The sequence below is a fragment of the Marinimicrobium sp. LS-A18 genome (assembly GCF_000463525.1).
Lineage (GTDB): Bacteria > Pseudomonadota > Gammaproteobacteria > Pseudomonadales > Cellvibrionaceae > Marinimicrobium > Marinimicrobium koreense.
Genome location: NZ_AWEP01000006.1, coordinates 893,993 through 910,409 on the forward strand (window position 1 = coordinate 893,993; position 16,417 = coordinate 910,409).

7 protein-coding genes and 1 other RNA gene are annotated in these 16,417 nt (G+C 53.5%); 6 read left to right on the forward strand and 2 right to left on the reverse strand.

The window, feature by feature from the left end; all coding sequences use genetic code 11:
- The first annotated feature begins 42 nt into the window (after positions 1–42).
- The 6 genes from pglX to N645_RS0114995 all read left to right on the forward strand — a co-directional run bounded on the left by pglX (position 43) and on the right by N645_RS0114995 (position 14,280).
- Positions 43–3,729 carry a BREX-2 system adenine-specific DNA-methyltransferase PglX gene (pglX, locus tag N645_RS0114970; RefSeq protein WP_024462324.1) on the forward strand — a complete coding sequence of 1,229 codons (3,687 nt, stop codon included), beginning with the start codon at positions 43–45 and terminating at the stop codon, positions 3,727–3,729.
- 18 nt (positions 3,730–3,747) lie between these two features.
- Positions 3,748–7,401 carry a hypothetical protein gene (locus N645_RS0114975; protein ID WP_202960803.1) on the forward strand — a complete coding sequence of 1,218 codons (3,654 nt, stop codon included), beginning with the start codon at positions 3,748–3,750 and terminating at the stop codon, positions 7,399–7,401.
- A 9-nt stretch (positions 7,402–7,410) separates the two neighbouring features.
- Positions 7,411–10,188 carry a BREX-2 system phosphatase PglZ gene (gene pglZ / locus N645_RS0114980; RefSeq protein ID WP_024462326.1) on the forward strand — a complete coding sequence of 926 codons (2,778 nt, stop codon included), beginning with the start codon at positions 7,411–7,413 and terminating at the stop codon, positions 10,186–10,188.
- A complete protein-coding gene (gene brxD, locus N645_RS0114985; protein ID WP_024462327.1) occupies positions 10,185–11,504 on the forward strand; it encodes a BREX system ATP-binding protein BrxD in 1,320 nt (439 codons plus the stop codon). The genes pglZ and brxD overlap by 4 nt, the downstream gene beginning before the upstream one ends.
- Positions 11,501–13,609, forward strand: coding sequence for a DEAD/DEAH box helicase (locus tag N645_RS0114990; RefSeq protein ID WP_024462328.1), 2,109 nt, complete (start codon positions 11,501–11,503; stop codon positions 13,607–13,609). The genes brxD and N645_RS0114990 overlap by 4 nt, the downstream gene beginning before the upstream one ends.
- A 401-nt stretch (positions 13,610–14,010) precedes the next feature.
- On the forward strand, positions 14,011–14,280 hold the full coding sequence (locus N645_RS0114995) for a hypothetical protein (protein ID WP_024462329.1): 270 nt from the start codon (positions 14,011–14,013) through the stop codon (positions 14,278–14,280).
- 196 nt (positions 14,281–14,476) lie between these two features.
- On the opposite strand, the gene N645_RS0115000 is transcribed toward N645_RS0114995, so the two are convergent.
- Together N645_RS0115000 and ssrA are read right to left on the reverse strand one after the other, a co-directional pair.
- On the reverse strand, positions 14,477–15,718 hold the full coding sequence (locus N645_RS0115000) for an integrase domain-containing protein (RefSeq protein WP_024462330.1): 1,242 nt from the start codon (positions 15,716–15,718) through the stop codon (positions 14,477–14,479).
- 185 nt (positions 15,719–15,903) lie between these two features.
- Positions 15,904–16,261, reverse strand: a transfer-messenger RNA (tmRNA) gene (ssrA, locus tag N645_RS17895).
- Positions 16,262–16,417: the final 156 nt, after the last annotated feature.

Sequence of the window (16,417 nt, forward strand, 5' to 3'; positions counted from 1 at the left end):
GACACCGTAACCACCCGTATTCTGAAAACAATAGGAACACCTGTGATTTACCCCAAAGAGCTACTGAGTGACCTGCAGCGTCTACTGCCCAAAATCGAAGACGATATCCTGGCCTACAGCGAGAACCACCCGGAGCTGGGCCAGCGCCTGCAAACCGAGTACGGCAACGCTCGAGAGGCGGGTCGTACCGCCGAGCACTTTGTCGCCTGGCGCGAAGCACAAATCACCCAGGCCGCCGTCGCCTGGGTACTGACCTGTGTATTCGTCCGCTTTCTGGAAGACAACCAACTGCTTGACGAGCCGATGATCGCCGGGCCGGTCGCGCGTGACGATGGTAGCCAGCCCCTGCAGCACGCCAAAGAGCGCATCACGGCTTACTTTAATGAGAACCCTACCCACGCCGAGCGGGAGTACTTATTCAGCCTGTTTGAGCAGCTGGAGCGGTACCCGGTGATTGCCGAGCTGCTGGACCACACCCACAACCCCCTCTGGCAAATACCGGTATCGGCCGACGGCGCCAAACGCTTGATCGACTTCTACCAGCGCATTGATCCGGAAACGGGCCAGCTGGTGCACGACTTTACCGACCCACATTGGGATACTCGCTTTCTGGGCGACCTCTATCAGGACCTGTCCGAATCCGTTCGCAAACGCTACGCTCTCCTACAAACCCCAGAGTTTGTTGAGAGCTTTATTCTCGACTACACCCTGGAAAAAGCCATCGATACCTTCGGCTTGCCGGAAGTCAAACTGATTGACCCCACGTGCGGTTCCGGCCACTTTTTACTGACGACTTTTGAGCGAGTGTTCACTGCCTGGGTCAAGCGCGAACCGGCGACCAATGCGCGGGCACTGGCGCAGCGAGCCCTGGATGTTGTGCACGGAGTAGATATAAACCCTTACGCCGTCGCCGTCTGCCGCTTCCGGTTATTAATTGCCGCCATGAAAGCGGCGGAATCTACAAAAATCAAAAACGCCCCGGATTTCCACTTTAACCTCGCTTGCGGGGATTCCCTGTTGCACGGCCCTCGTTTCGAATGGGAGGGGCAAGGCTTGCAGCAGGATATGATCAATGAAGATTCAATCAAACATGTGTTAGAGGTAGAAGATAAGGAAAAACTAAGCAAGATTCTGGGGAGGCAATACCATGTGGTGGTGGGGAATCCCCCATATATCACGGTCAAAGACAAGGCACTTAATGAAGCCTATCGAAGCAAGTACCCAACTTGCCATAGGCAGTATTCGCTAGCGGTTCCGTTCACAGAACGGTTTTTTGACTTGACGCTTGCTGATAAAGGAAATCGGCCTGCGGGTTACATGGGTATGATCACAGCTAACAGCTTTATGAAAAGGGAGTTCGGTAAAAAACTAATTGAGAAATTTCTCCCTAAGAAATATATATCGCACATTTTGGATACTTCCGGCGCCTACATTCCGGGACACGGAACGCCTACGGTGATAGTGTTCGCGCGCAATAGATCCTCGGCTGATGGAAAGCTGAATGCGATTCTAGGGGTGAAAGGGGAACCGGTAACTCCCTCTGTCCCATCAGAAGGAAAGGTGTGGAGCGCTATCAAGCGATACATAGATAAACCCATTGACGACAACGAATTCGTGACGTCTTTATTTCAAGACCAAAGCCGATATCACTCTCATCCTTGGGTGCTAGGAGGAGGAGGAGCTTCAGAGCTGAAGGTAGAGATTGAGCGTGTTTCACCGTACACCTTGGAGAACTTTGTGGACCTTCCTATTGGCAGGGCTGTACGGATTGCGGAGGAAGATATATATATGTTCTCAAGTTCCAGAATGCGGAATCTTGAGGCTAACAAGGATGAGTTCAGAAGATTTGTTATAGGAGATCAAGTTCGCGATTGGGGCGAATGGCTCGATACTTGGGTGTGGTACCCGTACGCTATGTCGTCTGAAGTGTCGCCAGTTTTGGACTATCTGTGGTCTTGGAGGACTACCTTAGCCAACAGGAAAACTTTTCAGGGCGTGATGAAAGACGCTGGGTTGCGGTGGTTTGATTACATGCAACACACAGCGTCAGCATATAAGACAAGATTGTCAATCACATTTGCTGAAGTCTCCACACATAACCACTTCTCCCTTGATCGCGGAGGGAAGGTTTTCAAACAGACAGCGCCGGTTATAAAGTTACCCGCTGGTAAGTCCGAAGAGGAACACCTTTTCATACTTGGAGTTTTAAATAGCTCTGTTTCATGCTTTTGGATGAAGCAAGTTTTTCACAATAAAGGGGACTCGACGGATAGTAATGGTGCGCGTGTGACAGGTGACCCGGCGTTTGATACATATCAGTTTTCCGGCACTGGGCTCCGAAGTTTGCCAATCGCAAACAGTGCCGACTCCCGTATCGTTAGGTATGCCAAAAAGTTGGATGAGCTTGCACAAAAAATTGGCGCATTGGATCCAGAAAATGCTCTGCTTGAGGTTTCCGTTACTAGCGTTGATGAAGAGGTTTCGAGGATCCGTGAAGAAAGTCGTGATGCAGTAAGAACTTCGATTGCTGTGCAAGAGGAGCTAGATTGGTATTGCTATGCGTGGTATGGGTTGACACCCCTTAGGCTGACTTATCCGGGAAACCTACCGCCAGTTAACGTGGGCGAAAGAGCTTTTGAGATTTTTCTGGCAAGGAAAATGGCCGAAGGCATTGTTGACACCACTTGGTTCGATCGGCATGGGGTTGACCCTAAAACAGAGCTACCTGAAAGCTGGCCGGCTGATTACAAAAAATTGGTTGCGAAGCGAATCGACTTCATTGCTAATTCGAGAGAGATTGCTTTAATTGAAAGGCCGGAGTGTAAGCGCCGCTGGCACCGTAAAAGCTGGATGACTAAGCAAGCGAAGGCAGTTTCTGAGCGAATATTAGCTTGCGTCGAAATGAAGTGTATGCAGTCAAGAAGTCTCGTCACTGTTGCTCAAGTGGCAGATGACGTCGCAGTCCAAAGAGAAATAGAAAAGTTCTCAAGTTTACACTTTGGGGGAAATATTGTTGATTTTCAGGCGGTTGTTTCGGAACTGGTTTCTCAGGAGGAGGTTCCCCAGGCAGCTGCACTGCGCTTGAAGCCGGCAGCCGTAAAGAAGTTTCGCGCCTGGCAGGAAACCTGGGAAATGCAGCGCAGAGAGGATGCCATTGATGCAGAGTTTGGAGTGGCAGAGCCTTTGAGTGAAGCGGATGCGGAGGATGAAGAAAAACGTTCCGCGTACGAACGCGCCAAACAACAGGCAGAAGCGAAGAAGGCCCGCGAGGTGGGCGCCATTGCGGTGCCGCCGAAATACGCGAAAGGGGACTTCCGCAAGGGTAGCTACTGGACCTTGCGCGGCAAGTTGGATGTCCCCAAAGAGCGCTTCTTCAGTCTGCCGGGTTGTGAAAAGTCCGGCGATGCGACGTTGGTGATTGGATGGGCGGGCATGGACCACCTGCAGAGGGCTCAAGCCATTGCCGCCTGGTATATGGAGCGTAAAGACAGCGATGGGTGGGAGGCAGACCAGCTGATGCCCATGCTGGTCGCTCTGGATGAGCTGATTCCCTGGCTCAAGCAGTGGCACAACGAGTTGGACCCCGAGTACGGCCAGCGCATGGGTGATTTTTACGAAGGCTTCTTATTAGAGGAGTTGCGTACGCTGGGAGTGGCGAAACAGCAGCTTGAGCAGTGGCAGCCTCCGGCCGCCACGCGTGGCCGAAGGGCCGCCGCGAGACATCAGTAAAGGATAAGCGACATGACTTTGTTAAAAGACCTGATAGATATTCCGGAAAAAGTTCAACGCGGGGACTTTGTGCTGAACCTCTCCAATGGTTTGGAAGGGGAGGCCGTTCAGCAGACCTTGAGTCAGTACGTGGTGACCCCGCAACTGGCCAAGTCGTTTGAAGATGCTCTCAGTTTTATCAAAAGCACGGTCGTGGGCGGGCAGAATCGCCAAAAAGGGGCCTACCTGCACGGTAGTTTCGGTAGCGGTAAATCCCACTTTATGGCGGTGTTGCACTTGTTGTTGCAGGGAAACACGCAGGCCCGAGCCATCAATGAACTGGCTCCGTCGGTTGCCAAGCACGATGAGTGGATGCAAAGCCACAATATCCTGCTGGTGCCGTATCACATGATCGGTGCAACCAGTATCGAGGCCGGCATTCTGGGCGGTTATGCCGCCTACATCAAAAAACGGCATCCAGAGGCGCCCACACCGGGGTTTTATCAAAGTGATCGACTGTTTGAAGATGCGGCAAGCCTGCGCCAACGCTTGGGCGACGATGCCTTTTTCAAAGCGCTGAACGAGCAAAGCTCGGGTGCCGGTGACGATGATGGTTGGGGCGATTTGGCCGCCGGCTGGGACGCCATTAGCTTTGATGCCGTTCTACTGGGCCACAGTAGTGCAGAGGACAAAGATCGTCTGGTGGGTGACCTGGTCAGCACCTTTTACAGCTCAGTACAAGAGATGGCTAACTCCCAGGCGGGCGGCTACGTCCATTTCGACGAGGGCCTGCGAGTGATGACGCAGCACGCCAAAGCCCTGGGCTACGACGGCATCGTGCTGTTTTTGGACGAACTTATTCTCTGGCTGGCCAGTCATATTGCCGACCAGCAATTTATAACCAATAACATTCAAAAGGTCGTGAAGCTGGTAGAGCCCAGCGAGCCCAGAGCCCTGCCGGTCGCCAGTTTTATTGCCCGTCAGCGGGATTTACGTGAGTTTATCAGTGACCAGCAATACACCGGCTCGGATCAGGAGGCGCTGAGCGATTCACTCAAGTACTGGGACGGCCGTTTCCACACCATTACGTTGGAGGACCGCAACCTGCCGGTCATTGCAGAGAAGCGCCTGTTAAAGCCGGTGAATGAGGCCGCGCGTGCGGAGATTCAGCAAGCCTTTGACTCGATGGATAAAGGCATGCGCGAGGAGGTGCAGGATATCCTGCTGACCAGCTCGGGCGACCGCGATATGTTCCGCAGTCTTTACCCTTTTAGTCCGGCTCTGGTACAAGCCCTGGTCGCGCTCTCGTCAGCGCTGCAGCGTGAACGCACGGCGCTTAAGGTCATGCTGATGCTACTAGTGGATCAGCGAGAGTCTCTGGAGCTGGGCGGTGTGATTCCCGTGGGGGACCTGTACGACGTAATCGCCTCAGAGGCAGAGCCCTTTTCTGAGACCATGCGCCACCACTTTGACAACGCTAAGCAGTTGTTCGAGCGCAAGCTGCTCCCCTTGGTCGAAAGTGACCACAACTTGAGCTACGAGGCCTTTGCCGCGTTGCCAGTCAGCGACCCCAAGAGGCGCGCCTTTCAGAACGACCTGCGACTATTGAAAACGTTGTTGCTGTCTGCGCTGGTGCCCGAGGTAGAGAGCCTGAAGCAATTAACGGGCAATAAGCTGGCGGCCCTGAATCACGGCACCATCAAGTCACCCATCCCAGGCCAAGAGGCTAAAGCCGTTCTTGCCAAGTGCCAAAAATGGGCGGGTCAAGTCGGGGAAATCAAGCTCAGCGAGGATCAGAACCCTATTGTGGCGCTGCAGCTCTCCGGTGTGGATACGGAGAGTATTCTGGAACAAGCAAAGATTAACGATACCGATGGCGCGCGTCGCAAACTGATCAAGGAGATGGTATTCGATGCCTTTGGCATCCGCGAAGAGAACGATCTGTTTCTCGAACATCGCGTTCGCTGGCGCGGAACCCTTCGCAGTGTGGAAGTGACCTTTCAGAATATCCGGGAGATCACCGATTTAAGCCTGTTTGAAGCGAGGGGAGAAAGCTGGAAAGTGATTATCGACTTTCCGTTTGACTCCCCCGGCCATGGACCAGCGGACGATCGGGCCAGGGTTCAGGATTTTCTGGGCCGCTACAGCGGCACCCGCACCCTTTGCTGGCTGCCGAATTTCTTTAGTCAGGCGGCTCAGAAAGACCTGGGGGTTTTGGTTCGTCTGGAATATATCTTGAAGACGGATGACCGATTTAGCTCTTACAGCAAACATCTGAGCCCAGTGGATCGAAACCAGGCCAAAACCCTGCTGGACAACCAGCGCAGCCAGTTACGACAGCGTCTCAAAGACTGCCTCTTTGGTGCCTATGGCGGCCGGGAGATTGTGGATGGCTCCTTGGATGCGACGTTGGCGATTGATGAGCAAGTGATGTCACTGCAAACGGGCTTTGAACCCCGCCTGCCTCATGGTGCTACTCTCGGCCAAGCCTTCGAGCAACTGTTGGATCAGGCCTTTCGTTTTCAGTATCCAGATCATCCAGAGTTTGATTGTGATGTGAAGTTGACCGAGCTGGGCAAGCTGTTACCGGAGTTGCGCCGAGCGGTGCATGCCAGTAATGGTCGCATCGATGTGGATAGCCCTGTAAGGCCACTGATGCGGGGTATTGCTCAGCCGTTGGGGTTGGGTGAAATGCATGAGCGTCACTTTATTTTCAAAGACGATTGGCCCAAGGCCATGGCTCGAGGTCTGGCTCAAGATGACAAGCAAGGGGAGTCGGTCACGGTAGAGCGTCTAAGGGGGACTATGGATATCCCCAATCCGAGAGGCTTGCCAGAAGAGGTCCAGAACCTGCTGATTATGGTGTTCGCCGAGCATGGGCAATACGCATTCATGTTCCACGGCAACGAGTATGACGTGACACTCAAAGACATGCCCGATAACCTCGTGCTCATTAAGCAGGCGCTCGCGGAGCCGGAGGTTTGGAAGGCCGGTTGCGATAATGCCGGGGCAATTTTCGGGTTGAGCCCCAACCCGCTGCGCACAGCTAATCATCAGAACACCCTGGTAAAAGATGTTCATGAAGAAGTTCGTAGGTCGCTCCCTGAGTGCGAGTTGCTGGTAGATACGCTTAAGGACGTGTCCAGCCGGTTGCGACTGGGTAATGATATCGATCGATTAAAAACGGCCGAGTATGCCCTCGTTTTGCTGAAGAAGCTGTATAAAACGGAAGGTGCAGACCTGCTCGAGCTATTGGCCCAAGCTCAGCCCCCAACGTCGCTTCAGGCCGTTGGTAAATCTATACGCAGCGCTCGCAGCGTCGCGCAAGCACTGCGTGACAACAACTGGGAGCTGCTGACAACCGTCTGGCAGCAGGGCGGAGATGGTGCCAAGGAGATCAAGCAAAAGGTTGCCAGCACCTTGTCAGACGATGAGCTGGTATCGGATATGGCAGCAACCCTGAGAAAAGCTCAGCAGGATGCTACTCGATTGATCAGTCAACAAGCCAGTTCCCCGACAGAGGATAGGACTAAGCCTGGGGTGCCGGGCCGCAGGGTGGTGAAATCCGACAACCGCTCAGGTCTGACCCGCTCGCAATTGCAGGTCGTCCTCCGTGAGCTTGAGGCGGAGCTGAGCGACGATGTGACCGTGGATATCAGTTATGTTATCCGCCAACCCGCTAGCGAGGAGTAATGTCGAGTGATGACTAGCGCGGAAGCAGCGTCCTACGAGCCACCGAGGCCGATACTGACCCAGCTGCAGGCAATTTTTTCTCACCACCCGGACGCGGACCGCATTGCCTTTTTTTGGTCTGAGGCGCATGAGTGGGCCCAGGTCGATACGCAGGTAAATGACTTACCGGTGCGGGTGATCCAGTGCCCGTCAGAACTAGCGCTGCGTGAGGCCTTGGTGCAGACAGACAACAGCGCTCGATTGGTGTTATTAACGCGGCTGGACCAGTCTCGGTTGGGTAAAGATGTCCTGGCTCGGCTCTGGCGCTGCGAGCCACAGCGTATTAGCCCGTGGCGCAATTTACAGCAATTGATCCGGGTCAATGAAATTGATCCTCGGCTAACCCGAAATAAGGAAGGCCGATGGATGGCAGAAGCGTTGCTGGACTGCCATGATCGATATCGCGACCAAATAAACTTTGGTGAAGTTCTAGACTTGGAAACCGCTTGGCTCGCTCTGGCTAAGGGATACCTGGATTTCGATGAGCCCTCGGTCGATATGCAGGCCCTCTTTAAATGGTCGACAGAGGCTAATGTCGAACGGCAAGTGGCCGATCTGCCGGAAGATGTAAAAGCCCATTTAGACGATTGGCTTAGGCCGGTTTTGCCTCAATTGTCTGATTTGGTAAAGACATTATTCCTGAACGGGCAGGCTCATAAGCTTCTCGCCGTAGGCGTCGCTTGCTCCGTGATGTATGGAGAACACTTGGCGTCCGGCGAGACGATGGATCTCGGGGAAGTACACTCGGGGAGAGGGCGGTTTATTGAGCGATACTTGGGCGGCGTTAACATACGGAGCAGGGCCCTCGCTGAGTTTGGCGATCTGGCTTTACAGTGCGTCAGCTCTCTCTTGCGAGACGGGGAGATACGAGCAGTCGCCCCTAGCCTGGATGCCGCTGAACAAATTCTGGCAAGCCTGGGTTTTGGTGAGGTCTTGTCTCTCTCCCCGGCATTGCCTGGCGGTTTCAATCAGCGCCTTTCGCGCTACGCGGAAGCGCTATTTGCTTCACTTGAGGGCGGCGATCTGGCATGGGCTGAGCGATGCTACCGGGATTTGCAGGCTCATTGGCTGGTGGTGCGTCCTGACCGAGAGGCCCAGCTTCGACGAGCAGAAATGGCTCTGCGTCTCAGCCGTTGGTTGAGGCAGGTAGCGCCGACGGAATCGGTCAGTGTGGGTCAACTGCTTGATGATTATCTGCGCGATGGCAGTTTTGTCGACTGGGCTCGCAGCCGTTTGTGGGAAGGTGATAGTCACGAGGCGCTCAATCGTGCCTATAAAGCGATTGTCGATAAGGTCGCAGCGCAGCGAGAACGCTTGAACAAAACCTTCGCGCGTTACTTGCCTGAACTGGCAAAGTGCAAGCAGATGCCCGACCATCAAACCCCAGTAGAGACGGCCTTGACGAATGTGTTGGTGCCGGTTGCGACCGATAAACCTGTACTACTGCTGGTGCTGGATGGAATGAGTGCCGCTGTTTACAGGGAGCTTCAAGAAGCACTTTCACACCACGGTTGGATTGAAGTTCGATCCAGTAGTGACGCTCCAGAGCCGTGTTTGGTGACGGCTTTCCCAACCGTGACCGAGGTCAGCCGCTGCTCATTGCTTTCTGGCACCTTGGCTTCAGGGGATGCCAGCTCGGAGAAAAAGGCCTTTACGAACCACCCTCTGCTTAAGAAGGTGGCATCTTCCCGCTTTCCTCCGGTATTGCTTCACAAGCAGGATATTCAAGAATCCGGGGGACGATCGTTAGCCGCAGCCAGTAGGGCACTCATTGCAAGCACGGAGCACCGCGTCGTCGGCGCGGTAATTAACGCCATCGACGATCAGTTGTCGAGCAGCGGGCAAATTTCAATCGAATGGGGTATGGACGCCATACCTATTCTGCGTCAGGTGCTTGAGGCAGCGAGAGAGGCTGGTCGTGCGGTCGTGGTAACCAGCGACCATGGCCATGTGTCAGACCATGACTCAGAGTACGTGGCCAGCGACTCAGAGGGGGGCGAGCGATATCGCTTGGGAGGCGAAGTTGGACCGTCGGAGGTCAAATTGAGTGGTCCTCGCGTCGTCACCAAAGATAATGGCGTTGTTTTACCTTGGTCAGAGCGGTCTCGGTACACCAAATCACGCAATAATGGCTATCACGGTGGTGGGAGTTTGCAAGAGGTAACGATTCCGTTAGGCGTGTACCAAAGCGCAACCGATCCCGACCGGCTAACCGGCTGGTTTGAGCAGCTTGTGTTCAGACCCGTTTGGTGGGATGCGCAGGAGAGCGCTCTTTTGCATGAGTCTGCCAGCGTGTATTCACTGAGTCGAAAATCCAGCCAATCACCCAAGCAGGCGAAACGCCAGGCGGTAGATGAACGGACGGAAGACCTTTTTGAAAAGGAGGATGCCCCTGATAGTTCCGCACAAGTACCAGCGGAAGAACCCTCCACATCGAACGCACCTGAATGGGTGAATCAGCTTATCGACTCAGCCATTTACCAAGGCGTCCGAAGCAAATCCGCGCGAATCCCTGTTACGGATGATCAAGTGAGTCGCTTTCTGACACTTCTTGACCGGAAACAAGGTTCAGTAATGGACTCTGTTGTGGCCGCCGAACTGAAAATACCTCCGATTCGGATGCGGGGCTTTTTGTCGGCCGTTCAGAAGCTTTTGAACTTGGATGGTTACCCTATTCTAAGTGTTCTCAGAGACAGCGGAACCATAAAGCTGGATATTGAAACCTTGAAAAGGCAATTTGAGCTATGAGCATTAGCCACCAGAGACGCCGTGACATCGTTGACGCCTTGCGTCGGGGGACAGTACCTCAATATGGCCTGGATGCGCTAGCCGTTGGCTTACAGCACCTGGAGAAGGCATTTGATGAAGAGCTCACCAAAGCAGCGGGCGGCGCAGGGGTGTTTAAAGCGGTACGAGGTGAGTACGGTAGCGGTAAAACCTTTGTCAGCCGCTGGCTACGGGAAAGAGCGCACAGCCAGGGTTTTGCCTGCGCAGAAGTGCAAGTGTCCGAGACAGAGACACCCTTACACCGCTTGGAGACGGTGTATCGTCGACTAATGGAACGGCTGACTACACCCGAATCGCCCAGCGGTGCATTTCGTAATGTCGTGGAGGCGTGGTTCTTTACCCTAGAAGATGATGTTCTGTCACAGCAGGATATCGATCCCAATGATGAGGCGGCGCTCGTCGCCGCGACTGATGCATTGATGGAGAAACGCCTGGGCGAAGTGGTGCGCTCAGCGCCAGCCTTCTCCCTGACCTTACGAGCTTACCGCAGGGCATTGCTTGAGGGGCGCGAAGACATCGCGGACGGGCTGCTGGCCTGGATGGGCGGTCAGCCCAACATTTCCGCCTCAGTAAAACGCTATGCGAATATTAAAGGGGATATCGATCATTTCGGCGCGCTGAGCTTTCTTCAGGGCGTTCTGACCATTCTAAAAGATTCAGGGCACCCTGGCCTGTTACTGGTTCTTGATGAGGTAGAAACCCTGCAGCGTATGCGGTCAGACGTTAGGGATAAAAGCCTTAATGCGTTGAGGCAGCTTATGGACGAAATCGACAATGGGCGCTTTCCGGGCCTTTATCTGTTGATCACAGGTACAACAGCATTTTTTGATGGTCCCATGGGCGTGCAGCGACTGCCACCGCTTGCCCAGCGGCTGGCAGTGGATTTTGCTACCGATGCCAGGTTTGATAATCCAAGGGCCGTTCAGGTGAGATTGAAGGGTTTTGACAAGGAGGCACTTAAGGAAGTTGGGATCAAAGTTCGAGATCTTTATGCGGCCGGTACTGATAACTCCGAAAGAGTTCGAGAGGTGGTGAACGCTGACTATATAGCTCTTCTCGCGGAGCAGGTGACGGGTAATCTTGGTGGAAAGGTGGGTGTTGCACCTCGCATTTTTCTAAAAAAATTAGTGGGTGAAGTGCTGGACCGGGTAGATCAGTTCGACGACTTCCGTCCGCGTGAACACTATGCATTGACGATATCGGAGACTGAGCTAACGCGCTCAGAGCGAGCGTCTCGCGGCGCGAAAAGCGTGGACGATATCGATTTAGAGCTATGAGCCACTTCGATCAGCTACATCCAGCGCTTCAACATCATATTGTCAACAGCCTGGGTTGGCCCGGCCTCAGACCGCTCCAAGAAGCGGCGATACCGCCGCTGATTCGTGGTGAACACGCGATACTGTTGGCGCCGACTGCGGGGGGCAAGACAGAGGCCGCGTGCTTCCCAGTTTTCTCACGCATGTTGAGTGAAAGATGGAACGGCCTCAGTGTGCTGTATATCTGCCCAATCAAAGCGCTCCTCAACAACTTGGAATCCCGTCTCGAGTACTATGGTAGCTTATTGGGACGGCGAGTTGCTGTATGGCACGGGGACGTCAGCCCATCAAGAAAGGCAAAAATCTTAGCCGATCCGCCGGATATTCTGCTGACCACGCCAGAGTCCCTGGAGGCAATCCTAGTATCTTCCCGAATGGATCATCGACGCTTTTTCGGACATTTAAAGAGTGTCGTAATCGACGAAATTCATGCCTTCGCCGGTGACGACAGAGGCTGGCATCTGCTTGCCGTGTTGGAGCGACTAAGTGTCATAGCGGGAAGTGAGCTGCAGAGGCTCGGTCTTTCCGCGACGGTAGGGAATACTGATGAGCTATGTGGCTGGCTGGCGGGTTCTTGCCAGAAACCGAGGTCGGTCATTAATCCTTATGCTGATGCGACTCAAGAGACGGATGTTCAGGTGGACTGGGTGGGCTCACTTCAGAACGCTGCGACTGTTGTTAGCCGATTGCACCGGGGTGAGAAGCGGTTGGTGTTCGTCGATAGCCGCTCCAGGGTAGAGCAGTTGGCTGCCGAGCTGAGAGCTCGACAGGTGACTACCTTCGTGTCTCATAGTAGCTTGAGCTTGGAGGAGAGGAGGGCCGCAGAAGCCGCCTTTGCGGAGGGCAATGACTGCGTAATCGTTGCTACCAGCACCTTGGAGCTAGGCATCGATGTAGGTGACCTGGACAGAGTGATACAGTTGGACTCACCGTCCACCGTGTCCTCCTTTCTGCAGCGAATTGGCCGCACTGGCCGAAGGTCCGGGAGTATTAGAAATTGCCTGTTTTTGGCCACAACTGAAAGTGCATTTCTACAGACTCTAGCTGTACTGAGTTTATGGCAGCGGGGTTATGTAGAGCCCGTCACGCCACCGCGCAGTCCACTTCATATTTACGCACAGCAGATAATGGCACTTATCCTTCAGGAGCAAGGAATCATCGCTGAAGACATTGATCGGTGGCTTGGTAAGATGCCAGGGTTCGCGGAGCTTGATTCTAGAGAACGCGAGGGTTTGCTAAACAGTATGCTTGAGACTGGCATTTTGCATTCAGACTGCGGGGTCCTAGGGATCGGTCAGAGAGGTGAGCGAACCTTCGGTGCAAAACACTTTATGGAGTTGGTGTCCGTCTTTACGGCTCCGCCTATGGTGAAGGTGTTCTACGGTCGGCAAGAGTTGGGCGAAGTGCATGAGATAACCTTTGCCGTTGGAGAAGAGGGACCAGCGTTACTGACTCTGGCTGGGCGAAATTGGGCGACGACTTACGTGGATTGGCCGAGACGCAAAGCGTATGTTGAACCAACGGAGATCAAAGGACGGTCACAATGGTTAAGTGCTGGTAGGCCACTCGGCTACAGTGTGGCTAGAGAGATTGCCGCTGTACTATCTGAAGAGGTGAAGCTCGAAGGCCTATCTAAGCGGTCTGACCAACTATTGTCCGATTTTCGAGATGAGTTCGATTGGTTGGAGCCAGGGAAAGTGGTAATAACCATTCAGGATGACAATTTAACGCTATGGACTTTTTCAGGGGCGTTGCTTAACGCAGCTATCGCGAACCATCTCCAGGGTGACGCCAAGAAAGTGAGGTTCGATAATATCGCTGTGACCGCCAGCGGAGTGTATGACGTTTCAGGTATGACAAGAAGCCTGCGAGATATGTTTTCAAGCGAGTCTAGTCAACTTCAAGTACCCCTAGATTCCGATTTTATTCAGGAGCTAAAGTTTTCAGAGTGTCTGCCACAAAAATATATCGATAACGAGATTGCTCGCCGTTATGACTGTTCATCTAGCCTTAGTGAGCTGATAAGGAATAAACTGGAAGTGGTTCATTTTGCTGCATTGGGTTAGCAAGTCCTCCATTCGCAAGATTGGTAGCATTTTAAATGCCTTCTAAACGGTGTGAGACAAAGCCGACTATCAATGGCTATCTATTTTGACCCATCCTCACGTGGGTCAAAATAGATAGCCATTGATAGTAACCCTTTACCCCTCGGTTTTTTGACAGCTCTCTACAGGTCCTGGTAGAGTTTCTATTAAGCGTTTCTGCGATCTGCGTTTGCGTGTACCCAGATTTCCAATACCTCTGAATCTGGATCGTTCACCTTCGGTCATCTGTGTACACCTCATCATGCGATTTCCGTTGATCGGGAGAACTCCGAACTATGTATTTGGCTTTCCTTCAAAGGACATTGCACTTATTGTCCGAAGCGTCAAGTACGTAAAATTCACCAGCAATCAGAGAAAACACGATGCCTAAAATACCTCCCCAAGAAGAGTATGAAAACAATGAACAAGCCGTCTACGATCAGTTCAACGGGTTGATTCAACAGGGTGTGGAGCCGTCATTCACGATGGAGATCACGGCTGATGACATGGGTATCAGTGATACCACAGAAGATGGCATGAGGGATATCGGTACCCGGATGCATGCTCGGCTTCAGCGTGCCGGTAAGGTACGCTCTAAGCTCATATCGTACGATGACTTCTCCTTCACTCTCAAAATCACACCAATGCCGTGACAGCATAAGCCAGCCCCACGGGGCCGGCTGCTGGTGCTGACAAACTAAACTGATCAAGAAATACGTAATCTTTTCCGGTGTGCTCTGCTCGCCTAGGGGCGACGCTGCCGAACTTGACCTGACAGATACCATCGGGAAAAGCGGCAACTGTCAGAGCAAGTTTGGACTACTACAAATCATTGCGGTTTTTGTTCGCCTATCCATTCACTACCTTTAGAGAAGGAGTTCGGCTGGCCGAGAGTGAGCCTTGCGAGGCCTTTTCAATCTGGCGGCTCCACACCGCCATGAGTTCCCTTCTAGTTTCCAGGTAATCCGCCCGGTTGTAGTCGCCCCGCACGCTGCTATCAACGTGAGCCAGGCACACCTCAATGAGCTCCGGGTCCTGCCGCATTTCATTCAGTACGGTGCTGGCCAGTGCCCTTAATCCGTGGCTGACAAGCTTACCCCCGTAGCCCATGCGCTTAAGCGCCATATTGGCGGTTTGACTATTGGTGTGGGTTCGTGGGTTGCGGTCAGATGGAAACAGGTGCTCCCGGTGCCCACTAATTGGTTTTAATGCTTCCAGCAGCGCCAGGCTTTGCTCTGTCAGTGGCACTATGTGCTCCTTCCGCTTTTTCATCCGCTCTGCAGGTATTGTCCATAACTGCTTCTCGAAATCGATTTCATCCCAGCGGGCGCCAGCCGCTTCCGACGGGCGGGTCATGGTATGCAGCTGCCATTCGATCAGCAGGCGAGTGACTCGCTTAATGCTGGCGTTGGCGATAGTTTGCACCAGCTCCGGCAACTCGTCCGGCTTGATGGTGGGCATATTCTTCTTCTTGGGTTTTAGGAAAGCCTCCCTTATGCCGCTGAGCGGGTTGGTTGGTAAGTATCCACTATTTGTGGCGTGGGTCATGATTTCGTTTAGCCGCTGGCACAGGCGCTTGACGGTTTCGAGGCTGCCTTTGGCTTCAATAGGGCGTAGGACGTCAATCACTTGGGGGGCGCTAACGTCGGTAATCGGTGTGTGGGCCAGCTTGGGGAAAATGTGGATCTCCAGTGACTTCCAGGAGTCGGCTGCATGGTCGGCGGTTACACGGGACTTCTTCAGCTCAATCCACTCTTCGGCGACCTTGCGCAAGGTGTTGCTGGTCTCCAGCTTCCTTTGCAGTGCTTCTTTGTCTCGGTGCGCTTTGGGGTCGATACCCTGGGCAACGAGCGCGCGGCTTTCTTTGGTTTTTTCGCGAGCTTGGGCAAGGCTGATCTCGGGGTAACTACCCAGCCCCATGTTGACTCGTTTCTTGGAGATGGGGTGTCGGTAGTTGAAGTTCCACAGGCGTGAGCCGTTGGTGCGCACGCGCAGTTGAAGGCCACCCCCATCGGACAGGACGTAGTCTTTGTCTCGAGGCTTGGCGGCGGCGACCTGCTTGGCCTTCAGGGTGGTGGTGTAGGTGCTCATTGGGTATTCCAGACTGCCATTTGGTATTCCAAAATATAGCATTGGGCGCCATGGAATACCACTTGGAATACCTGGGGTGTCGGTTGTTGCTGGATCTTATCGGACGTTAATGGACTGAAAAACCACGTAACTGCTTGATTTTAGGCACAAAAAAAGACGTCCTAGGACGTCTTTAGATGTGGTGATGGTGGAGCCGGGGGGAGTTGAACCCCCGTCCGCCGGTACTCCGCTCTTGGCTCTACATGCTTAGTTTCCGTTTATTGATTTAGCCTCTTACAGCCCAACGGGCAGGACGTAAGACGCGATCCTGTTTAGGTTTTAACGGATCCGCCACAGGCGAACTTCACCGCGATCCAGTTCTATTTGACAGTCAATAACGCGGTACTGGCACCTTGCTATTGACCGCTAGCAGGTTCTTAGGCTGCTAGAGCGTAGTTGTCGTCGTTGGCAACTATTAAGTTGCAGCTTTGGATTAACGTGATTGGCTGCCATCACGACATGCACCTTGAGTTTCGTCACCGGCGTCGAATCCAAATCGGCCCCTTAAAGGGGAATTTGGTCGCGTCGGGCAGAGTGCCAGTCAAGCTGGCCGAACTCGAACCCTGCGATTCATGGGACTACCGGAAAAGCCGGAAGTTCCAGAATTGGGAGCATTGTAGGGCCGTGTGAGGGGTAACGCAAGGTCGCATTACCCCCAAG

Coding starts and splice junctions, on each gene's coding strand:
- pglZ (WP_024462326.1), top strand. CDS start 7,411: ATGACTAGCGCGGAAGCAGCGTCCTACGAGCCACCGAGGCCGATACTG.
- brxD (WP_024462327.1), top strand. CDS start 10,185: ATGAGCATTAGCCACCAGAGACGCCGTGACATCGTTGACGCCTTGCGT.
- N645_RS0114990 (WP_024462328.1), top strand. CDS start 11,501: ATGAGCCACTTCGATCAGCTACATCCAGCGCTTCAACATCATATTGTC.
- N645_RS0114995 (WP_024462329.1), top strand. CDS start 14,011: ATGCCTAAAATACCTCCCCAAGAAGAGTATGAAAACAATGAACAAGCC.
- N645_RS0115000 (WP_024462330.1), bottom strand. CDS start 15,718: ATGAGCACCTACACCACCACCCTGAAGGCCAAGCAGGTCGCCGCCGCC.